General features: G+C 67.8%; 17 protein-coding genes and 1 pseudogene. 10 read left to right on the forward strand and 8 right to left on the reverse strand.

Features of this window, described 5'->3' with window-relative positions:
- Window positions 1-292: 292 nt before the first annotated feature.
- Complete coding sequence (locus tag J2Y49_RS16275; RefSeq protein WP_310115907.1) at window positions 293-1,267, forward strand: nitronate monooxygenase family protein; 975 nt, start codon at window positions 293-295, stop codon at window positions 1,265-1,267.
- 4 nt (window positions 1,268-1,271) lie between these two features.
- On the opposite strand, the gene J2Y49_RS16280 is transcribed toward J2Y49_RS16275, so the two are convergent.
- The gene (locus tag J2Y49_RS16280; protein ID WP_310115908.1) at window positions 1,272-1,448 is read right to left on the reverse strand and encodes a hypothetical protein; all 177 of its coding nucleotides are present in this window, start codon (window positions 1,446-1,448) and stop codon (window positions 1,272-1,274) included.
- Window positions 1,449-1,521: 73 nt separating this feature from the next.
- Entirely contained in the window at window positions 1,522-2,349 is an 828-nt protein-coding gene (locus J2Y49_RS16285) for a DMT family transporter (protein WP_409017850.1), read from the reverse strand.
- Window positions 2,350-2,527: 178 nt separating this feature from the next.
- Here J2Y49_RS16285 and J2Y49_RS16290 point away from each other — a divergent pair, with 178 nt between their 5' ends.
- On the forward strand, window positions 2,528-3,934 hold the full coding sequence (locus tag J2Y49_RS16290; protein ID WP_310115910.1) for a PLP-dependent aminotransferase family protein: 1,407 nt from the start codon (window positions 2,528-2,530) through the stop codon (window positions 3,932-3,934).
- An 84-nt stretch (window positions 3,935-4,018) separates the two neighbouring features.
- On the opposite strand, the gene J2Y49_RS16295 is transcribed toward J2Y49_RS16290, so the two are convergent.
- From J2Y49_RS16295 to J2Y49_RS16310, 4 genes and pseudogenes are all read right to left on the reverse strand, one after another.
- Window positions 4,019-7,630 (reverse strand): molybdopterin cofactor-binding domain-containing protein, encoded by a 3,612-nt coding sequence (locus J2Y49_RS16295; protein WP_310115911.1) that lies wholly within the window; start codon window positions 7,628-7,630, stop codon window positions 4,019-4,021.
- 22 nt (window positions 7,631-7,652) lie between these two features.
- A pseudogene (locus tag J2Y49_RS16300) lies at window positions 7,653-8,111 on the reverse strand ((2Fe-2S)-binding protein); the annotation flags it as partial.
- Window positions 8,112-8,193: 82 nt separating this feature from the next.
- Complete coding sequence (locus tag J2Y49_RS16305; protein ID WP_310115912.1) at window positions 8,194-8,676, reverse strand: MarR family transcriptional regulator; 483 nt, start codon at window positions 8,674-8,676, stop codon at window positions 8,194-8,196.
- 119 nt (window positions 8,677-8,795) lie between these two features.
- Window positions 8,796-9,845, reverse strand: coding sequence for a 2,5-dihydroxypyridine 5,6-dioxygenase (locus J2Y49_RS16310; protein ID WP_310115913.1), 1,050 nt, complete (start codon window positions 9,843-9,845; stop codon window positions 8,796-8,798).
- A 468-nt stretch (window positions 9,846-10,313) separates the two neighbouring features.
- Here J2Y49_RS16310 and J2Y49_RS16315 point away from each other — a divergent pair, with 468 nt between their 5' ends.
- The 6 genes from J2Y49_RS16315 to J2Y49_RS16340 all read left to right on the forward strand — a co-directional run bounded on the left by J2Y49_RS16315 (window position 10,314) and on the right by J2Y49_RS16340 (window position 17,201).
- Window positions 10,314-11,462 carry an FAD-dependent monooxygenase gene (locus J2Y49_RS16315; RefSeq protein WP_310115914.1) on the forward strand — a complete coding sequence of 383 codons (1,149 nt, stop codon included), beginning with the start codon at window positions 10,314-10,316 and terminating at the stop codon, window positions 11,460-11,462.
- Complete coding sequence (locus J2Y49_RS16320) at window positions 11,459-12,286, forward strand: alpha/beta hydrolase (protein WP_310115915.1); 828 nt, start codon at window positions 11,459-11,461, stop codon at window positions 12,284-12,286. The genes J2Y49_RS16315 and J2Y49_RS16320 overlap by 4 nt, the downstream gene beginning before the upstream one ends.
- A 69-nt stretch (window positions 12,287-12,355) precedes the next feature.
- Window positions 12,356-13,057, forward strand: a complete 702-nt coding sequence (locus J2Y49_RS16325; RefSeq protein ID WP_310115926.1) for an Asp/Glu racemase — start codon at window positions 12,356-12,358, stop codon at window positions 13,055-13,057.
- A gap of 12 nt (window positions 13,058-13,069) precedes the next feature.
- Entirely contained in the window at window positions 13,070-13,702 is a 633-nt protein-coding gene (locus J2Y49_RS16330; protein ID WP_310115916.1) for an N-carbamoylsarcosine amidohydrolase, read from the forward strand.
- Between the two features lie 316 nt (window positions 13,703-14,018).
- Window positions 14,019-15,344: an MFS transporter gene (locus tag J2Y49_RS16335; protein WP_310115917.1), complete on the forward strand. Its 1,326-nt coding sequence runs from the start codon at window positions 14,019-14,021 to the stop codon at window positions 15,342-15,344.
- Window positions 15,345-15,518: 174 nt separating this feature from the next.
- Entirely contained in the window at window positions 15,519-17,201 is a 1,683-nt protein-coding gene (locus J2Y49_RS16340; RefSeq protein ID WP_310115918.1) for a cache domain-containing protein, read from the forward strand.
- Window positions 17,202-17,216: 15 nt separating this feature from the next.
- Here the strand turns inward: J2Y49_RS16340 and J2Y49_RS16345 are convergent, their stop codons facing one another.
- On the reverse strand, window positions 17,217-18,155 hold the full coding sequence (locus tag J2Y49_RS16345; protein ID WP_310115919.1) for a LysR family transcriptional regulator: 939 nt from the start codon (window positions 18,153-18,155) through the stop codon (window positions 17,217-17,219).
- Window positions 18,156-18,254: 99 nt separating this feature from the next.
- On the opposite strand from J2Y49_RS16345, the gene J2Y49_RS16350 reads away from it, so the two are divergent.
- Window positions 18,255-19,484, forward strand: coding sequence for an MFS transporter (locus J2Y49_RS16350; protein ID WP_310115920.1), 1,230 nt, complete (start codon window positions 18,255-18,257; stop codon window positions 19,482-19,484).
- An 87-nt stretch (window positions 19,485-19,571) separates the two neighbouring features.
- On the opposite strand, the gene J2Y49_RS16355 is transcribed toward J2Y49_RS16350, so the two are convergent.
- Complete coding sequence (locus tag J2Y49_RS16355) at window positions 19,572-20,675, reverse strand: LysR substrate-binding domain-containing protein (RefSeq protein ID WP_310115921.1); 1,104 nt, start codon at window positions 20,673-20,675, stop codon at window positions 19,572-19,574.
- Between the two features lie 52 nt (window positions 20,676-20,727).
- Between J2Y49_RS16355 and J2Y49_RS16360 the strand changes: the two genes are divergently transcribed.
- Window positions 20,728-21,480, forward strand: a complete 753-nt coding sequence (locus J2Y49_RS16360; protein ID WP_310115922.1) for an SDR family oxidoreductase — start codon at window positions 20,728-20,730, stop codon at window positions 21,478-21,480.
- The last annotated feature ends 148 nt before the right edge of the window (window positions 21,481-21,628 follow it).

Genomic DNA, 21,628 nt, shown 5'->3' on the forward strand with positions numbered 1-21,628 from the left:
AGTCTGAACAGTCCACGATGCAAAACCCGGTTCCGGCCGCGCGCGTCGCGTTGCGGCGACCGGCACGGCAGGATATTCATCAGACCCTATACTTTCATTATCATAGGGCAAGTTTTCGACCTGTTCCCAGAATTTTGTCTGATCTGCGCTTTAATCATAGATCGAAGATCATATACCGTTTCGTCTTATGGATCAGCTTATAAGTTCGGGTACTCCCGTTGCGCCGCATGGCAAGCCGGGAGCGGTGGACAAGCAGCAACGATAAGGCTGGAGAAGGGGAGGAGTTGGCGGCATGAAGACCGAGGTGACGCGCCTGCTGGGCATCGATTACCCGATCGTGCAGGGCGGTATGCAGTGGGTCGGGCTGGCGGAGCTGGCATCGGCGGTGTCCAACGCCGGCGGGCTCGGCATCCTGACGGCGCTGACCCAGCCGACGCCGGAGGATCTGGCGCGGGAAATCCAACGCTGCCGCGGCATGACCGACCGGCCCTTCGGCGTGAACCTGACCATGCTGCCGGCGGTGACGCCGCCGCCCTACGAGCGCTATCTGGACGTCATCATCGACAGCGGCATCACCATCGTCGAGACCGCCGGCAACAGCCCACGCGCCTTCGTCGAGCGCATGAAGGCGCACGGCATCCGCATCCTGCACAAATGCACCAGCGTCCGCCACGCGCTGAGCGCCGAGCGGGCCGGGGTGGACGTCATCAGCATCGACGGCTTCGAATGCGCCGGCCATCCGGGGGAGGACGACATCCCCGGTCTGGTGCTGATCCCGGCGGCGGTCCGGGCGCTGAAGATTCCGGTCATCGCCTCCGGCGGCATCGCGGATGGACGCGGCATGGCGGCGGCGCTGGCGCTGGGCGCACAGGGGGTCAACATGGGCACGCGCTTTCTCTGCACGCGGGAGGCGCCTGTGCATGATGCCGTCAAGCAGGCGCTGGTCGCGGCCGGCGAACGCGACACCAACCTGATCCTGCGCAGCCTGCGCAACACCGCCCGCGTCTTCAAGAATGCGGTGTCGGACGAGGTGGTTGCGTTGGAACGCCGTCCCGGTGGCGCCGGGTTCGAGGATGTCCGCCCCCTCGTTGCCGGCCAGCGCGGCCGGGCGGCTTTGGAGTCCGGCGACGTGCAGGCCGGGGTGGTGTCGGCCGGCATGGTCATCGGCCTGATCGACGACATCCCGACCTGCGACGAACTGATCCGCCGCATGGTCGCAGAGTGCCGGACCCACCTGCGCCGTGCGTTGGCTATGGCGGAGGAATAGGCGCTCAGAAGATCAGCTTCAGGATGCCGGTGACGACCAGCAGGCCGATGATGAAGATGACCAGGATGGCCCAGCCGAGGATCTTGAGCATGGTGTCGGTCCCTGTGTGGCTTCGTGCATTGCGTGGCGCCTCCGCTCTTCGGTGACGCCACGCCCATGCTTGGATCAACCCGCCAGCCACGCTTCGGTTCCCGCCGGAAGCGTGTGCTGACGGTCGATGACCCGCCGCGATAGGTGGCCGGTCTGCTTGACGTTCACGCGAATTTCCTGGCGCCTGCGACGCACAGCACCACCAGCCCGGTCACCACGATCATGGTCCAGGCGACTGGCTCGTGCAGCAGCAACCCTGCCAGGGCAAGGCCGAGGAGGGGCTGAAGCAACTGCAATTGCCCCACACCGGCGATGCCGCCGAGCGCCAGCCCGCGATACCAGAAGACGAATCCCACCAGCATGCTGAAGACCGAGACGTAACCCAGCCCGATCCAGGCGGGCGCAGCGACGCCGTCCCAATTTTCCGGCATCGTCAGGAGCGCGGCCACCGCCATGGCCGGCGATGCCAGCACGAGCGCCCAGGAAATGACCTGCCAGCCGCCCAGCCGCCGGGACAGGACGGCACCCTCGGCATAGCCGAGCCCGCAGAGCAGGATTGCCGCGACCATCAGCAGGCCGCCGGCAAGCGAGGCGCCGCCACCCTGGGCTAGGGCGAAACCGGCGACGGCAACCCCGCCGACCGTCGAGAACAGCCAGAAGGCGGGCTTCGGCCGTTCCCTCGACCGCAGCACGCCGAACAACGCGGTGGCGAGCGGCAGCAGCCCGATGAACACGATCGACTGCGCCGAGGTGATCCGTTGAAGCGCCAGCGCCGTCAGCAGGGGAAAGCCGACGACCACCCCGAGCGCCACGACGGCCAGCGGGCGCAGGTCGCTGCTGGCGGGCCGCGTCTGCCGCAGGATCGACAGCAGTGCGATTGCCAGCGTGGCCGCGATCACCGCCCGTGCCGAAGTCAGGAACAGCGGCGGGAAGCCGGCGACCGCGACGCGCGTCGCCGGCAGCGAACCGCTGAAGATGACCACGCCGAGCATCCCGCTGCCCCATCCTGCCGAAGCCCACCGCATCCTGCCCCCCGATCCACTCCGTTAGCAGCGATGCTAGCGTCATGCCCCCTAGCGAAGACAGCGACAGTCCCATACAATTCCACCAAACTGTATTGGCTACGGAAGCCATACACATGGGGGCGGCGTCTATGGCGGTGGGTGCACGATGAACAGCCGGACCGGCACGCGGAGCGGCACTCGGACTGGCGAGGTGATGGAGGCGATCCGCCGGAGGATGGCAAGCCGCACGCTGTCGGCGGGTGAAAAGCTGCCCTCGATCCGCAGCTTCGCCGCCACCATGGGCGTGTCCCCGTCGACGGTGGTGGAGGCCTACGACAGGCTCGCCGCCGAAGGCGCGATCCGCTCCCGCCCCGGCTCGGGATTCTACGTGTCCGGCACCATGCCGCCGCTCGCGCTGGCCGAGGTCGAGCCCCGGCTGGACCGGACCATCGATCCGTTCTGGGTGTCGCGACAGTCGCTCGATGCGGCGGCAGAGACGCTGAAGCCGGGATGCGGCTGGCTACCGGCCGATTGGATGCCGAACGCCGCGATACGCCGGGCGATACGCCGTCTCGCGACCGCCGACGATGCCGTGTTGGCGGACTATGGCGGCACGCGCGGATCTCTGGCTCTGCGCCGTCTGCTCGCCCGCCAGTTCGCAGACGAAGGGATATCGGCGGGCGCCGATCAAATCCTGCTGACCGGCTCCGGAACCCAGGCCATCGACCTGATCTGCCGCTTTCTGCTGCGCCCCGGCGACGTGGTGCTCGTCGACGATCCCTGCTACTTCAATTTCCAGGCGCTGCTGCGCGCCCATCAGGCCCGGATCGTCGGTGTTCCCTATACGAGGCAGGGACCCGATGTGGCCCTCTTCACCGAAGCCCTGACGGCGCATCGGCCAAGGCTCTACATCACCAACTCCGCGCTCCACAACCCGACCGGCGCGACGATGTCGCCGCAAACGGCGCACAAGCTGCTCAGCGCCGCCGCCGCCCACGATCTCACCATCGTCGAGGACGACATCTTCGCCGGCTTCGAGCCCGAGCCGTCGCCGCGTCTGGCCGTCCTCGACGGGTTGGCCCAGGTCGTCCGCATCGGCAGCTTTTCCAAGACTCTGTCCGCCTCGATCCGCTGCGGCTACATCGCGGCCCGGCCGGATTGGGTGGAGGCGCTCGTCGATCTGCAGGTCGCGACGAGCTTCGGCGGCCCCAGCCCCGTCGCCGCCGAACTCGTCCTGGCGACTTTGAGCGATGGCAGCTATCGCAAGCATCTCGACGCCCTGCGCCGGCGGCTGGCGCGGAGCCGCCGCGTGGTTGCGGCCAAGCTGGACGCTCTTGGCCTGCGGCCATGGCTGATGCCGCGCGGTGGATTCTATCTCTGGTGCAGCCTGCCCGACGGCCGGAACGCTGCCGATGTCGCCCGTGCGGCATTGCGCGAGACTGTTGTTCTCGCCCCCGGAGACGTCTTCAGCGTGTCTTGCTCGGCTTCGGCGTTTCTGCGCTTCAATGTCGCCCAGATGGAAGACCCGCGGGTGTTCGACGTGCTGGCGCGCGCGATGGCGGCAGAAGGATAGACCTGCGGAGGTTCCACCGCTCCGTCGACCCATCCCCATCCCGGCCCCAATCCCGTCCGCTATGCGACATCGCATGCGCCCGCGTCAGTGCGTCCCCGGATTGGCCCGTGCCTTGGCCACCCCAGTCGCAATGTCCGTCCAGGCCGGCTTGTCCGGCGCGAAGCGGCCGCGCAGGTACGCCATCAGATCCGCCACCTGTTTATCGGACAGGCTGTCGCGGAAAGCGGGCATATAGCCGAGGTCGCGGGTCGCCGGGTTCTGGATGCCGTGCAGGATGACGCGGGCAAGATTGTCGGGGCTGTCGCTGTGGACGTTGCTGTTCACCGCCATCGACGGGCTGACGCCGAACAGCGTCGGTCCATTGCCGTCGCTGTGGCAGGCCTGGCAGGCGCCGTTGAAGATGCGTTCGCCATTGGCGGAGTTGACCGGTGCCGGAGTGACCGCAGGTGTCTCCACGGCATCGCGGCCCGCATTGCCGCCCAGCGAGGCGAGATAGACCGCCATCGCCCGCACATCCGCCTCCGGCACGGTGGACAGCTCGTGCACCACCGCGGCCATCGGGCCGGCGGCGACGCCGTGGCGCTGGGAGAAGCCGGTGCGCAGGTAGGTGAACAGGTCGTCCTCCGTCCAGGGCTTCGGCGCCTTGGACAGGCTGGTCAGGGCCGGCGCTTCCCACCCGTCGACGGTGCCGCCGGCCAGGAAGGCCTCGCCCAGCTTCTCCGCACCCAGCGCGTTGCGCGGGCTGTGGCAGGCGGCGCAATGGCCGAGACCGTTGACCAGATAGTTGCCGCGGTTCCACTCCGCAGTCTTTTGCGGGTCCGGCGTGTAGGTCTCGCGGTTGAGGAACAGCGTGTTCCACCCCGCCATCATCGGGCGCAGGTTGAAGGGGAAGCGCATGGTGTTGGCCGGCGTCTCGCTGCGCACCGGGGGCTGCGTCATCATGTAGGCATAGAGCGCCTGCATGTCGTCGTCGGTCATGTTGCGGAAGGCGGTGTAGGGAAAGGCCGGATAAAGATGCCGGCCGTCGCGGCTGATCCCCTCGCGCATCGCCCGGTCGAAGGCGGCGAAGGACCAGCGCCCGATCCCGCTGTCCGGGTCCGGCGTGATGTTTGTGCTGTAGACGGTGCCGAACGGGGTCTCGAACGGCCGGCCGCCGGCATTGGTCGCACCATTCTCGACCGTGTGGCAAACCGCGCAGTCGCCGAGCGCCGCCAGCTGCCGCCCGCGTTCGATGGTGGCCGACGACCACAGCCCGGCAGACGGCGGCGAGACCGGGGCGATCTCGGCGCGGAAGGGCAGGGCGCTGCTCGCCATGCCGATCATCACCCCGCATAAGCCGGTCAGCGAGGCGCCGAGCCACGCCTTCCACCCGCGCTTGCGCGGCTTGGCGGCCTCCGGCGGGGAAGGCGGAACCGGTTCGGACGGGCCGTTCAGCGCCTCCCGCACCCGCTCCGCGGTGATCGGCAATTCGCGGAAGCGGATGCCGGTGGCGTCGAAGATGGCATTCGCGATCGCCGCCGCGCTGGGGACGGAGGCGGACTCGCCCGATCCCAGCGGCGGCTCGGTCTCGCGCGGCATCATCAGCACGTCGATGTCCGGCACCTCGGGGAACGTCATGATCGGATAGCCGCCCCATTCCTTGGCGGCGACGACCGAATCCTCGAACTCCACCTGTTCCTTCAGCACGCGGCTGGTCGATTGGATGACGTTGCCGTGGATCTGGTGGCGCACGCCGTCGGGGTTGATCATCTGCCCGGCGTCATGGCCGACGACCACGCGGGTCACCGCGATCTCGCCGGTCTTGCGGTCCACCGCCACGTCCGCCACCCAGGCCGCCCAGGCGGCGCCGAAGCCAGGGAACTTGCTGTGGATGTAGCGGGCATAGGCGAAGCCGCGGCCGCGCAGGACGTCGCCCTCCGGCGGGGTTTGCTGCGGGGCGGTGCGCGGCTGCCAGCCGGCGCGGCCGGCGACGGCGCGGATCAGGTCGGCGGCGCGTTCGTCCTCGCGCAGGTGGCGCAGGCGGAATTCCACCGGATCGACCCCGGCGGCGAAGGCCAGCTCATCGATGTAGCTGTCATGGGCGAAGCTGTTGGGCATCGCCGACACGCCGCGCATCCAGGAGGCGCGGACGATGGGGGCCATGTCGTTGATGACCACCCGCATGTTCTCGTAGTCGTAGGGCGGGATGGAGGTGCGGTCGCCCATCTCGAACACGGCGGCCACCGGATCGACCCGCCCGGTCAGCAGCAGCGCCAGCGTCGGGGCGCCGTTCGACGGATAGCTGGTGGCGAAGTCGTAGGCGACGATGCCGCCGTCGGCGTCGATCCCGCCATCGACCTCCATCAACTGGGCGGTGCCCTTCGGTTCCCACAGATGCTCCTGCTCGCGGGTCAGCTGGACGCGCACCGGGCGGCCGACCGCCTGCGACAGCAGCAGCGTATCCGCCGCCACGTCGTCGGCGCAGTTGCGGCCATAGCAGCCGGCGGCCTCCATCCGCACCACGTCGATCCGCTCCTCCGGCCATTCCAGCAGCCAGGCGAGGTCGGCCCGCAGCAGATGCGGATTCTGGGTGCCGGACCAGACGGTGGCGCGGTCCGCCTTGCAGTCGGCCACCGCGCAGGACGGCCCGATGGAGCCGTGCATCTGGTAGGGCCAGACATAGGTGCGCGTCATCCGCTGGTCGGCGGCGGCAAGCGCTGCATCGACGTCGCCCTTGTCCAGCACCTTGCGCGGCGTGCTGGGGTTCTCGCGCAGGGCCTGGGCGAGGTTCGACAGATCCGGCAGCTTGCGGGTCCAGGGCCTCCAGGTGATCTTCAGCTCGCGCGCGGCCTTGATCGCCTGCTCCTCCCGCTCCGCCACCACGCCGACGAAGTCGCGCAGCACCACCACCTTGATGACGCCGGGAATATGGGCGATGGAGGATTCGTCGATGCTTTCCAGGCTGTTGCCGACGAACTCTCCGCTGTCGATGCCGGCATAGGGCGGGCGGACCACCCGGCCATGCAGCATTCCCGGCAGTCGCAGGTCATGCACATACGAAAATTCGCCGGTCGCCTTGGCCGGGATGTCGACGCGCGGCGCCCCCTTGCCGACCAGCTTGTACTGCTCGCGCGGCTTCAGCGGGGCCTTGCCGCTGATGCGCAGTTCCACCCGCTCGCCCCGCACCAGCTCGCCATAGGAGATGCGGCGGTTGCCGATATCACCGTTTTCCGGCGCGATCACCACGCCCTCGTCGACCCGCAACTCTCCCGCCGGCACGCCGAACAGGGCCGCGGCGCGGTCCAGCAGGAAGCGGCGCGCCTCCGCGGCGGCATTGCGCAAGGGGACCGCCGAAATCTGGATGGTGGCACTGGCGATGGTGGCGCCCTGGTTGGGGCTGCTGCCGGTGTCGCCCAGCACCATGCGCAGCTGGTCCATGCGCAGGTCCAACTCCTCCGCGACGATCTGGGTCAGCGCCGTCTGGATGCCGGTGCCGAGATCGACATGGCCGTTGAAGGCGAAGACCTGTCCGTCGTCGCGCACCGCCAGGAACAGCGCCATTTCCGGTGGCTTCGGCGTTGCGGTGGTACCCTTGGCGACCGGGCCGGAGGGGGGCTGGATCTCGTCAACGATCAGCAGGACGCCGGTCGCCGCCATCAGCTCCGCACGCGTCGGCGTCGGCTGGGACTGCAATTCGGGCGTTGGGTTGATCGTCATGATGTGCTCCGGGGGAGGAGAGAAGCCGCGCGGCCCGCATAACGGCGCGCAGGATTTCGACATGGGTGCCGCAGCGGCACAGGTTGCCGGACAGGGCGCGGCGCACCTCGTCCATGGTCGGGGTCGGATTGCGGTCGAGCAGCGCCTTGGCGGTCATGATCATGCCGTTCATGCAATAGCCGCACTGGGCCGCCTGCTCGTCGATGAAGGCCTGCTGGACCGGGTGGGGGGCGCTGCTGCTGCCCAGCCCTTCCAGCGTCACCACCTCGCGCCCCTCCGCCCCCGCCAGCGGGATGACGCAGGACCGCGCGGCGACGCCGTCGAGGATGACGGTGCAGGCCCCGCATTCGCCGAGCCCGCAGCCGTATTTCGGCCCGTTCAGGGCCAGATCGTTGCGCAGGATGTAGAGCAGCGGCGTGTCGGCCATCGCCGTCACCGAGACGGCGCGGCCATTCACCCGCAGCGCGATGGTCTTTTCCATAAAGCGTCCGTCCGGTGCGATAGGTCCCGCATCCCCGCGGTATCTGCGGGTCGGAATGGCGCGTCGGCCATCCAGCGGTGGGTTACTCCTCCCCGTCCTGCGTGATCATCTTCTGCAGGACATGGGTGACCGCCAGCCGTTCCGCCGGGTTCAGCTGCCCCATGGTCAACTCGCTGATCCGCTTGGCGCAGGGGACCATGTCCTCCAGCAGCTGCCGCCCCTCGTCTGTCAGGCAGTTGATGACCTTGCGCCGGTCCTGCGCGTCGGAGGTCTGGCTGATCAGCCCGCGCGCCTTCAGCCGGTCGACGATGCCGCGGATCGTCGCCTGATCGATAGCGGTGGACTTCACCAGCTCGATCAGCGAGCTCGGCCCGTTGTCGCGGATGGCGCAGAGCGTGACGAACTGCACCGAGGTCAGCTGCGGGTCGCAGGCGTTGCGCTGGAAGATGGCGAGGTGCCGCTGATAGGCCCGCCGCAGCAGATGGCCAATCTGGTCGGAAAAGACGTAATCCGCCTCTCCGGGGCCAGCTTTGTGGCCGTCTTCAGGCAGCAGGTCTTGGGGCATCGGGGACAACATGCGGTGGACCGGGTGTGTGGCGAACGATAGCAGCGGCGGCGGGGGCAGGGAAGGGCGGCGGGCTTTCGGCCTCGCCCCGCCCTTCATGCCGCCCTTCAAGCCGGAGATCATGCCCTGGACGCTTCCGGCGCCACCACGTCGCCAGCCAGCACCACCGGTTCGCCGTCCAGCAGGATGTCGCAGCCGCGCAAGGGGATGTCCATGTGGCAGGGGGTCTTGCGGCTGCCGCCGACCTCGGTGTTCGGGCCGGTGGAGAACAGGAAGTTGCCGTAGAAGGCGCGGGCGTCCATGCACATGCCGTCGTTCTTGTCGTGCAGGCCCATCGCCGTCCATTGCGCCCGCGGCTGCAGGCCCCAGCCGATGTGGGAGATGCCGTAGACCTCCGGATCCTTGAAATAGGCCATGTAGTCGCGCAGGTATTCCGCTTCGAACCCGCCATGGATGCTGCGGATGAATCCCTCCTCGATCTCCAGCGTCACCTTCTCCCGCACATAGGTCTTGAAGGGCAGCAGGATGTCGCCGACGTCGAGCACCAGCGTGCCTTCCGCGCTGCCCTCGTCCGGCCAGGAGAACAGGAAACCGCTCGGCCAATGGTCCCAGCGGCCGGGCTCGTCGGCGAAGCCGTACTCCGTCACCGTCGGATACTGGCCGAGAGTCGCGCGGAAATCGCTGCCCGCCTTGGAGGTCACGGCGATGGAGCGGGCGCGCTTCAGCCGTTCCGCCGCGGCGTTGACGCGAATCTTGTCCTCTTCCGTCGGCATGATGCGGGCCAGCACCTCCGGCGGCTCCACCGCCAGCAGGATGCGGGTGCCGGTCTTCAGGATCTGCTCCTGCTCCGGCGAATGCAGCAGCATCATGGTGTCGACGATCAGGTCGGCCGCCTCCAGCGCGCGCTGGGCGGCGAGGTTGCCGGTCAGGGGCGTGTCGCCGCAATAGGCGGTCATGTCCATGCCCATGGCGCGCGGGTGGTTGAAGGCCGGCAGTTCGACCCCGTAGACGTTCGCCCCCAGGCGCTGGGCCGCGTCCATCGCGGCACGCACGATGCGCGGATTGGAATAGTCGCTTTTCAACACAGCGACGCTCTGGGTCTTGTCCACCTTTGACAGGGTCAGAACCCGTTCGAACATCTGCGTCAGTTCGCGATCGCTCACCGGCATCTCATCTCTCCCAACCTTGGTGGCCACAGCCGCTGAAAACGCGATCCGGGCCGTGTTTCCGGGTGGACATCCGCTGATCATCGCAGCGGGCTGACCAGGATATATAGAGCGTATAAGCTTAATTCGACCATGAACAGTGTGGGGGTAAGCCCTTCGCTGCCGCTGTGCCGATCTGAACACCAAATAGGCATCAGTGATATAAAATGAGGCTACACAAGGCTAAAACGCGGTCACTTAGAGCCGCAAACCGCCGTGGCGGTCCCGCAAAGCCTGAGTAGCGTTGTATGACGAATTGTGTTGCGTGGCAAGTTGAAACAGCGTACACACTTCATATCGAGTTTAATGCGACGGTCGACGGCCGGAGCCGGGGCGAGAAGCCCCCGGACACTCCTCCCGCACCCTTGCATCCGGTCGCGAGCCCTTCGGCGGCGCCGACCGAACACCCCACCTCAGCAAAGGGCCATACCCATGGGAAAGACTCAGAGAATCGCTATCGTCGGGGCCGGCCTGGGCGGAGCCGCCGCCGCCGGGCTTCTGCAGCAGGCCGGGTTCCAGGTGGATGTCTACGAACAGGCGCCTGAATTCTCCCGGCTGGGCGCGGGGATTCATGTCGGTCCCAATGTGATGAAGGTGTTCCGTCGCCTGGGCATCGAAAAGCCGCTGGAGGCGATGGGCTCCAAGCCGGACTTCTGGTTCAGCCGCGACGGCTTCACCGGCGATTACCTGTCGCGCATCCCGCTGGGCGACTTCGCCAAGCGCGAATACGGCGCCGCCTATGTCACCGTCCACCGCGGCGACATGCATCTGCTGCAGATGGACACGCTGGCCCCCGGCTCCGTCCACTTCGACAAGCGGCTGGAGACGATCACCGACAGCGGCGACGACGTGCATCTGACCTTCGCCGACGGGACCGAGGCGCGCGCCGACATCGTCATCGGCGCCGACGGCATCAACTCCCGCATCCGCGAGGCTCTGCTGGGGGTCGAGGCGCCGAACTACAGCGGCTGGGTCGCGCACCGCGCGCTGATCCGCGGCGACCAGCTGGCGAAATACGACTTGACCTTCGAGGACTGCATCAAGTGGTGGACCGAGGACCGTCACATGATGGTCTATTTCACCACCGGGAAGCGCGACGAGTACTACTACGTCACCGGCGTGCCGCACCCGGCCTGGGACTTCCAGGTGGCCTTCGTCGACAGCAGCCGCGAGGAGATGTACGAGGCATTCCAGGGCTATCACCCGACCGTTCAGGCGCTGATCGAGTGCACGGAAGAGGTCACGAAGTGGCCGCTGCGCAACCGCAACCCGCTGCCTCTGTGGAGCCGCGGCCGGCTGGTCCTGCTGGGCGACGCCTGCCACCCGATGAAGCCGCACATGGCCCAGGGCGCCGGCATGGCGATCGAGGACGCAGCGATGCTGACCCGCTGCCTGTCCGAGACCGGCCTGACCGACTATCGCAGCGCCTTCGCGCTGTACGAGGCCAACCGCAAGGACCGCGCCACCCGCGTGCAGGCGGTGTCCAACGCCAACACCTTCCTGCGCACGCAGGAGGATCCCGCCTGGGTCTTCGGCTACGACGTCTATGAGCAGCCGCTGCGCGAAGGCATCGCGGCATGACCGCCCCGACCTTCCTCTACGGCGCCAACGTCCAGGCCAACGGCATCCGCCAGCATTACCTGCGCTATGGCGGGGAGCGGCATGCCGGGCGTCCGGCCATCGTGCTGATCCCCGGCATCACCAGCCCGGCCGTCACCTGGGGCTTCGTCGCCGAACGCTTCGGCCAGCAGTTCGACACCTATGTGCTGGACGTGCGCGGGCGCGGCCTGTCGGAAAGCGGTCCGCATCTGGATTACGGCATCGATTCCTGCGCTGACGATGTGAACGCCTTCGTCGCGGCGCTCGGCCTGACCGACTACGTCCTGGTCGGCCATTCCATGGGTGCCCGCTTCGCCATCCGCGCTTCGGTGCGCGGGGACGGGAAGGGCCTGCGCCAGCTGGTTCTGATCGATCCGCCGGTCTCCGGCCCCGGCCGCCGGCCCTATCCCAGCGGCCTGCCCTGGTACGTCGACTCCATCCGCCAGTCGCTGAAGGGCATGGATGCCGACGCCATGCGCACCTTCTGCCCGACCTGGACGGAGGAGCAGCTGCGGCTGCGCGCGGAATGGCTGCACACCTGTTACGAGCCGGCCATCGTCCGGACCTATGAGGGCTTCCACCAGGACGACATCCACGCCGACCTGCCGAAGCTGCCGGTCCCGGCCCTGCTGATCGTCGCCGGCCGCTGCGGCGTCATCCAGCCGGAGGACGAGGAGGAGATCGCCCGCCTCCAGCCCGCCATCCGCATCGCCCGCGTCCCCAATGCCGGGCACATGATCCCCTGGGACGACCTCGACGGCTTCTTCGCCGCCTTCGGCGACAGCCTCGGCCATCCCCTCGCCTGATCCATAGGAACCCAACCCATGTCTTCGCTGTACCGCATCGGCCAGATCGTCCCCAGCTCCAACGTCACCATGGAAACGGAAATCCCGGCCATGCTGACCGCGCGTCAGGCGATCCGCCCGGAACGCTTCACCTTCCATTCCGCCCGCATGCGGATGAAGACGGTCAGGAAGGAAGAATTGGCGGCGATGGACGCCGAATCCGACCGCTGCGCCGTCGAACTGTCGGACGCCCGCGTCGATGTGCTGGGCTATGCCTGCCTCGTCGCCATCATGTCGATGGGCCTGGGCTACCACCGCGATTCCGAGGCGCGGCTTGCCCGCAAGACGCTGGAGAACGACGCGCCGGCCCCGGTGGTCACCAGCGCCGGCGCCCTGGTGGACGGGCTGAAGGTGATCGGCGCCAAGCGCATCGCCATCGTCGCCCCCTACATGCGCCCGCTGACCGAGCTGGTGGTGGACTATATCCGCGCCGAAGGCTTCGAGGTGCAGGACTGGCGCGCTCTGGAGATCCCCGACAATCTCGACGTCGCCCGCCACGACCCCAACAACCTGCCGGCCATCGTGCGCGGCATGAACCTGGACGGCGTGGACGTGGTCGTGCTGTCCGCCTGCGTGCAGATGCCGTCGCTGCCGGTGGTGCCGCGGGTGGAGGCGGAGACCGGCAAGCCGGTGCTGACCGCCGCCATCGCCACGACCTACGCCATGCTGAAGGCGCTGAAGCTGGAGCCGGTCGTCCCCGGCGCCGGCGCCCTGCTGTCCGGCGCGTACTGAGGAGTGAGGCGCATGACCGACGGGCAGAGCGCATCCGACAACTACAAGGGCGTCTGGGGCAACCGGATCGGCTTCGGCGAGCGGCCGGCCCTGCTGGTGATCGACTTCATGCAGGGCTACACCACCGAAGGCGCGCCGCTCTACGCCCCCGGCGTGGTGAGCGCGGTGGCGGAGACGGTGGACCTGCTGGACGCCGCCCGCCGCCATGGCATCCCGGTCGTCCATACCAACATCCGCTACCATCCCGGCCATTTCGCCGATGGCGGCATGTGGGTGCGCAAGGCCCCGGTGATGAAGGACATGGTGGAGGGCAACCCGCTCGCCGCCTTCTGCCCGGAGGTCGCGCCGCTTCCCGAGGAGGTGGTGATCTCCAAGCAGTATGCCAGCTCCTTCTTCGGCACCAGCCTCGCCCCGATGCTGCATGCGATGGGGGTGGACACGGTGGTGCTGACCGGATGCTCCACCAGCGGCTGCATCCGTGCCACCGCCGTCGATGCGGTCCAGCACGGCTTCCGCACCATCGTGGTGCGCGAGTGCGTCGGCGACCGCCACGACGGTCCGCACGAAGCCAATCTGTTCGACATCGACAGCAAGTACGGCGATGTGGTGAACAAGCAGGAGGCGCTTGCACAGTTCAATCGATGAAGGGCGGGGATATCCCCTCTCCCCCCCGGGGAGAGGGTTAGGGTGAGGGGGGCGCACCGCGTGACTTCCCGAAAATCCATGCCATGCATCCCCCTCACCCCGACCCTCTCCCCGCTTTCGGTGGACCAAAGGTCCGCCTGTCGCGTCAGCGCAAACGAAGTTTGCGCGTGAGCGGGGGGAGAGGGGGATGAGCAGTTCAGGACCAATAAGAAAAGAAAACTGGGGCCAACACCCGGCGCCGCACCCGAGACAGGCGGCGCCGGCATGAAAAAACAGGACGGGTTCACAACGCGATCAGCGTAAGGAGACAGACGACATGTCCTATGCCCAGACGACAACAGCGAATGCCGCAATTGGCGCGGCGCAATCCGTCGATGCGGAACAGCTCTACAAGAAGATCACCTGGCGCCTCATTCCCTTCCTCTGCTTCTGCTATCTGGCGGCCTATCTGGACCGCATCAACATCGGCTTCGCCAAGCTGCAGATGATGGGTGACCTGCAGTTCAGCGAGGCCGCCTATGGTCTGGGCGCCGGCCTGTTCTTCGTCGGCTACATCCTGTTCGAGGTGCCGAGCAACCTCGTGCTGACCAAGGTCGGCGCGCGGCTGTGGATCGCCCGCATCATGATCACCTGGGGCCTGCTGTCGGCCGCGACCATGCTGGTCACCACGCCGACGCAATTCTACATCGTCCGTTTCCTTCTCGGCGCCGCCGAGGCCGGCTTCCTGCCCGGCGTGCTCTATTACCTGACGCTGTGGTTCCCGACCTACCGCCGCGGACGCATCATGGCGCTGTTCGTCATCGGCCTGCCGCTGTCCAGCGTGATCGGCGGCCCGCTGTCGGGCTGGATCATGAGCCATTTCGACCAAGTCCAGGGCCTGCGCGGCTGGCAGTGGCTGTTCCTGCTGGAAGCGCTGCCCAGCGTGATTTTGGGCTTCCTGACCTTCGTGGCGCTGCCGAATTCCTACAGGGATGCCAAGTGGCTGTCGGAGGATGAGAAGGCCCGCCTTGCCGTCGACCTGCGCGGCGACGATGCCGAGGCCAAGAATGTTGGCCACAGCTTCAAGGAAGGGCTGCTGAACCTGAAGGTGTGGATGCTGGGCGGCATCGACTTCGCCATCCTGCTGACCGCCTACGCCATCGGTTTCTGGCTGCCCACCTTCATCCGCAAGACCGGGGTGATGGATCCGTTCCACATCGGCCTGCTGACGATGATCCCCAACATCGTCGCGGTGGTCGGCATCCTGCTGATCGGCGCCAGTTCCGACCGGATGCGCGAGCGCCGCTGGCACATCATCATCCCCTTCCTGGCCGCCTCGGCCGCCATGGCGACCAGCACCTTCTTCGCCGACAACCTCGTCGCCACCGTGGCCCTGTTCACCGTCGCGTCGGTCGGCGTTCTGGGTCCGCTTCCGGCCTATTTCAGCCTGCCGGCCACCTTCCTGAAGGGCACTGCGGCGGCCACCGGCTTCGCCATGGCGATCTCGCTCGCCAGCATTGCCGGTCTGGTCAGCAACTCGCTGATCGGCATCGTTATCGACCTGACCGGCAGCAGCAGCGCCGCCTTGTGGTTCTTCTCCGGCTGCCTCCTGCTCGGCGCCCTGCTGGTCTACGCCCTCCCGCCCAAGGTGGTGAATCGCTGACCGGTTTTGTGCAGCGTGTAAACCATCTGTGAAAGATCACGCGATATGAGTGTGTAAGCGGTTCGGCCGGCGCCGCCCAGAGGGGTGCGGCGCCGGTCGGCCGTTCCGGCGGGTCCGGCCACGGCGCGGCCGAGACGCATGCCGCAAAAGCCAGTCGCCGGGGACAACAGAGACATGATTTCCGCATTGCGTGGCATCCGGGGGCGCCTGCTGCTGCTGCCCCTGATCACCGTCCTGGCGCTGGTCGGCGCCGGGGCCATGACCGCAAGGTCGCTCGGCACCGTGATGATGGAGGAGCGCCAGGCCCGCGCCCGCGTCGCGGTGGAGATGGTGACGTCCATCATCGAGCGGTTCGAACAGCGGGCCGCGTCCGGCGAGCTGCCGGTCGCCGACGCGCAGAAGCTGGCGCTCGACATCGCGCGGTCGGCCCGCTACGACGGGACGGAATATGCGCTGATCCTCGACCGCAAGGGCAACATCCTGGCCCACCTGAACCCGCAGGTCGAAGGCAAGGCCATGTGGGACAGCACCGACAAGACCGGCCGGCTGTTCGTGCGCGACGAGATCGCGGCGGCCGAATCCGGCGGCGGCTATTCCTCCTTCTTCTTTCCCAAGCCGGGATCGAGCGAGCCGGTGGAGAAGTCGGCCTATTCCAAGCTGACCAAGGGCTGGGGCTGGGTCGTCAGTTCAGGCGTCTATCTGGACACCGTGGCCGCCGCGCGCCTGCAGACCATGCTGAACATCGCCGCCGTGATCGCAGCGTTGGCAGCGGTCAGCCTCGGCCTTGCCGTCTGGATCGGCCGGCGCATCACCACGCCCATCCTGCAGCTGACCAAGGCCACCAACCGCATTTCCACCGGCGACCTGTCGGTCGCCATCGGCCACCAGGACCGTGGGGACGAGGTCGGCACGCTCGCCCGCGCGCTGGAGGAGTTCAAGCGCAACGGCCTGGAGGTGCGCCGCCTGCAGGCCGAGGCCGAGGCACAGAAGGAGCGCACCGACGCCGAACGCCGCGCCGCCCTGCTCGACATGGCCGCGCGGTTCGAGGCGCGCGTGATGGGCGTGGTGGGCGCCGTCGCCGCGGCGTCCCATCAGATGGAAAGCACCGCCACCGGCATGGCCGGTGCCGCCGAGCGGTCGGGCACGCAGGCGCATGCGGTGTCGCAGGCGTCCGAGCAGGCCAGCAGCAACGTCAACACCGTCGCCGCCGCGACGGAGGAGCTGTTCGCCTCCATCGCCGAGATCGGCCGTCAGGTGACGATGTCCACCTCCGTCGCCGGCCGCGCGGTGGACGAGGCTGCGAAGATCGACAGCATGATCCACAGCCTTGCATCCGCCGCCCAGGAGATTGGGCAGGTGGTGGAGCTGATCAACGCCATCGCCGGCCAGACCAACCTGCTGGCCCTCAATGCCACCATCGAAGCGGCGCGCGCCGGCGAACACGGCAAGGGCTTCGCCGTCGTGGCCAGCGAGGTGAAGGCTCTGGCCAACCAGACCGCCCGCGCCACCGACGACATCCAGGCCAAGGTGCTGGAGATCCAGCAGTTCACCGGCAGCACGGTGACGGCGGTGCAGGGCATCGGCGCCACCATCACCTCGGTCAGCGACATCGCCACCGCCATCGCCTCGGCGGTGGAGCAGCAGAGCGCCGCCACCAAGGACATCGGCGCCAACATCCAGCAGGCCGCCCGCCACACGGCGGAGGTCAACAGCAACATCGCCGGCGTCGCCCAGACCGTCGGGCAGACCGGCGCCGCCGCGTCCGGCGTGCTGGAAGCCGCCAGCGGTCTGGTGCGCGAGACCGTCAAGCTGCGCAGCGAGGTCGAGGACTTCCTCTCCACCGTCCGCGCCGCCTGAGGACGCGGTTCGCCGTCACGGTGCCTGGATCGTCCGGAAGGCGAGGGGCACCGCGATGCGCATCGCGTCGATGAAGCGGCGGAGGCGCGCCGGCTGGTGGCGGGCCGGCGGATAGACCAGATGCACCGGAAGCGGCGCCGCCCGCCAGTCCGGTGCGAGATGCACCAGCTGCCCGGTCGCCAGATCATCGACCAGCGCCCATTCCGAGGCGATGGCAGCCCCCAGCCCGCGGAGCGCCGCGTTGCGGATTGCCTGCAACCCGTCGGTGGACATCCGCGGGCGGATGGGGAAGCTCACCGCTTCGCCGGTTTCGGCATGGGTCAGCGTCACCTCGTCGCGATAGAAGGTGCGCAGCGCCAGCCAGGGCAAATCCGCCAGGTCCGACGCATGCGCCGGAACCGGGCGCCCGTCGAGCAGGGCAGGGGAGGCGACGGCGATCCGCGGCACCTCCCCCAGCCGCAGGGCGATGACGGACGGATCGCCGACCTCGCCGACGCGTATGGCGCAGTCGATGCCCTCGCCGATGAAATCGGGCATGCGGTCGTGCAGCAGCCATTCCACCGTCATCCGCGGGTAGCGTTGCAGATAGTCGGCCACCGGCCCGATCAGTTGCTGCTGCCCGAACGCATGCGGCGCCACCACCCGCAGATGGCCGGACGGCCGGTCGTCCGCCCCGCGCACGTCGCTTTCCAGCATCTGCCAGCCGGCGAGCAGGTCCTTCGCCCGCTCGTAGCAGCGCGACCCGTCGTCGGTCAGCGCCATCCGGTGGGTGGAACGCTGCAGCAGGCGGACGCCCAGCACCCGTTCCAGCTGTTGCAGGCGGCGGCTGACCGTCGGCTGGGTGCTGCCGAGCTGTGCCGCCGCGGCCGACAGGCTGCCGGCCTCCACGATGCGGACGAAGGTTTCCAACAAGGCGATGCGGTCGCTGCCGGTTGCCGGGAGATCAGTGCTCATACGTACTACGTATAGCAAATCTACACCTGATCCGGCTACCGTCCCATCAACCCTGCGGCCATAGTCCCTCTCGTTCAGTTTCCTGAGGGGGGTCTCACGATGACGACCATTCAAACCGCGCATAGCGCCGCAGCCGCGATGACGGCGTCCTCCGATGCCGGGCTCAGCCGGCCGCTGGTGTTCCTGCTGGCCGCCGGTGCCGGTCTGGCGGCGGCATCGCTCTATTACAGCCAGCCCATGCTGGGCATCCTCGGGCCAGACATCCAGGCCGACGGCCGGTCGGTCGGCTGGGTGCCGACGCTGACCCAACTCGGCTACGCCGCCGGCATCCTATTGCTGGCGCCGCTGGGCGACCGCTTCGACCGGCGCCGGATCATCCTGGCCAAGGCGGCGGTGCTGGTCGCGGCGCTGCTGGCGGCGGGCTTCGCACCGTCCATCGCCAGCCTTCTGGCGGCGAGCCTGGTCCTTGGCTTGTCGGCGACGCTGGCGCAGGACATCGTGCCCGCCGCCGCGACGCTGGCCCCGGCGGAACATCGCGGCCGGGTGGTCGGCACGGTGATGACCGGCCTTCTGCTGGGCATCCTGCTGTCACGGGTGATCAGCGGCCTCATTGCCGAGCATTTCGGCTGGCGCGCCGTGTTCGTGGCGGCGGCGGGCAGCATCGCACTGCTGGGCGTGGCGCTGTGGCGCGGCCTGCCGCGCTTCGCACCGACGACCAGCGTCGGCTATGGGGAGTTGCTGGCATCGCTGACCGTGCTGTGGGGGCGTCATCCGGCGTTGCGCCGCGCCGCCATGGCGCAGGGCCTGCTGTCGCTGGGCTTCAGCGCCTTCTGGTCGACGCTTGCGGTCATGCTGCATGGCGCGCCGTTCCATCTGGGCGCCGCGGCAGCGGGCGCCTTCGGTCTGGCCGGTGCGGCGGGGGCGCTGGTGGCGCCGGTCGCCGGTCGGATCGCCGATAGCCGCGGGCCGGAGATGATGACCCGGCTGGGTGCCGGTCTGGCCGCGCTGTCGTTTGCCGCCATGTTCCTGTCGCCGCTGGTGCCGGAGGGTGGCCGCCTGTGGCTGCTGGTTGCGAGCGCGGTCGGCTTCGACCTTGGCGTCCAGGCGGCGCTGATCGCCCATCAGACCATCGTCTACGGCATCGACCCGGCCGCCCGCAGCCGCCTGAACGCCGTGCTGATGGTGGGCATGTTCATCGGCATGGCGGCCGGCGCCACGCTGGGCAGTCAGGTGCTGGCAAACTGGGGCTGGAACGGCGTCATCGCGGTGGCGACCATCGCCTCCCTCGGCGCCCTGATCCTTCGGCTCTTCACCCGGCCCGAGCGTTAAGGCGGGGTCCGTCACCAAGGTTCAGGCTCGTCTCTCCACATTCCCCGGGATCATGCGGCGTTGCATGATCCCGGGGCATTTCGTTGTTCAAAGCTCCCTTGCTTCCCGGCTCAGGCGATCGGTGCCGGTCGCCTTGATGGCGATGAGTTGGTCGATGTTCTCCAGGAAGATCCGCAGGATGGGGGAGGGGTTGTCAGCCCGATACCCCGCGGCGATCTCGATCACCGGCGCGTTTCCCGCGAGCGGCCGGCTCACCAGCGAGCGCGGCAGCAGGGTGTCGACATAGGCGGGCAGCAGCGTGACCCCGCCGGTGGATGCCACGAGCGAGATTCCCGTGGCGATCCCGTCAAGCCTATGGGCCGGCGACACCACGACGCCACGGTCCCGCAGATAGCGCTCCACGATGCCGCGCAGCACATGCGGAGTGTTGGTGTAGCCGATGAAGGATGCCGGGTCGATGTCGCGCACGTCGATCGCGGAGCAGGCGGCGAGGGGATGATCCCTCGGCAGGATGACCAGGATCGGCTCGTGCGCGATGACCTTGTAGGACACGTCCGGCTGCGGTTCGAGCCTGCAGAAGCCGAGATCGATCTCCCCCCGCTGGATGGCGTCGCCGATATCGGGCGAGAAGTCGCTCGACACCCGGAAATCGATATCCTTCAGATGGCCGCGAAGCATGTGGGTGACGTGCGACAGCCACTCCACCTCCTGGCCGGTCAGGAAACCGACCGAGAAGCTGGGCTTGGGCGGTCGGACGGCCCGCCGTGCCGCGGCAACGGCATCGGCTGCCGCCTGCAACGACAGCCGGGCGTGCTCCAGAAAGGCGCGTCCAGCCGGCGTGAGTTCGACGCCGCGGGAGTTCCGCAGCAAAAGCTGGGCGCCGACCTCCAATTCGAGGTCGCGCAGCTGGCGGCTCAGCGATGGTTGCGCGGTGTGCAGGCGCCGTTCGGCGGCGACCGTGAGGCTGCCCTCCTCGGCCACGGCAACGAAGTACCGGAGATGACGGAGTTCCATCGGACGCCATGCCTGTGAGGTATGGATGCTACATATACGAAGTCGTTCCCACGCCGCAAGCCGGCCGTTATCAAGGCGCTGCAGACACGTAATCCCTGCTGCCTGAGCATCGCCGGAGAACGGAAGGCCGTCATTGCCGGGAATTCGGAAAACGGTGCCGGAACCGGTCTTCGACAACGTTTCTCCGCCGGATGACGGCGGCCCCACACTCCGCAACGGGAAACACACAATGACCACCATCTCGATCGTGACCGGCGGCAGCCGCGGACTCGGCCGCAACACCGCTCTCAGCATCGCACGGCGCGGCGGCGACGTGATCCTCACCTACCGCAGCCAGGCTGCGGAGGCACAGGCCGTCGTGTCCGAAATCCAGGCGCTTGGCCGTCGGGCAGCCGCGCTGCAACTCGATACCGCCGACATTTCGGGTTTCTCCTCCTTTGTCGAGCGTGTCCGCTCCACCTTGCAGGGCTGGGATCGCGACCACTTCGACCATCTGGTCAACAACGCCGGCCACGGGGAAATGGCCGGTTTCGCCGAAACCACCGAGGCGCAGTTCGACCTGATCTTCAACGTCCATGTGAAGGGCGTCTTCTTCCTGACCCAGGCCTTGTTGCCGCTGCTGGCAGACGGCGGCCGGATCGTGAATTTCTCCTCGGGCCTGACCCGTGTGTCCTTTCCCGGATTCTCGGCCTATTCGGCGGCCAAGGGTGCGGTGGAAATCCTCACCCATTATCTGGCGAAGGAACTCGGCGCCCGCGGCATCACCGCCAATGCGATCGCGCCCGGAGCCATCGAGACCGACTTCCTCGGCGGCGCGGTGCGCGACACTCCGGCCTACAACGAGGCCTTCGCCACCATGACGGCGCTTGGCCGTGTCGGTGTGCCGGACGACATCGGCCCGGCTGTGGCGAGCCTGCTCGGTCCCGACAACCGCTGGGTCACCGCCCAGCGCATCGAGGTCTCGGGTGGCCAGAACATCTGAGCCAGAGGCAACGGTCCATAATTTCCATAATTTTCGTTATGCGTCATTTGGCGTGTAAGCGCAATGTCAGAATGTCAGTCCCTCGCAACATAGAAGTGTCAGTCTTCTGTCGGGTTTTCGACGGCTGGGAGGCTGGCGATGGGCTGGA

Source organism: Azospirillum sp. BE72 (genome assembly GCF_031455875.1).
Taxonomy (GTDB): domain Bacteria; phylum Pseudomonadota; class Alphaproteobacteria; order Azospirillales; family Azospirillaceae; genus Azospirillum.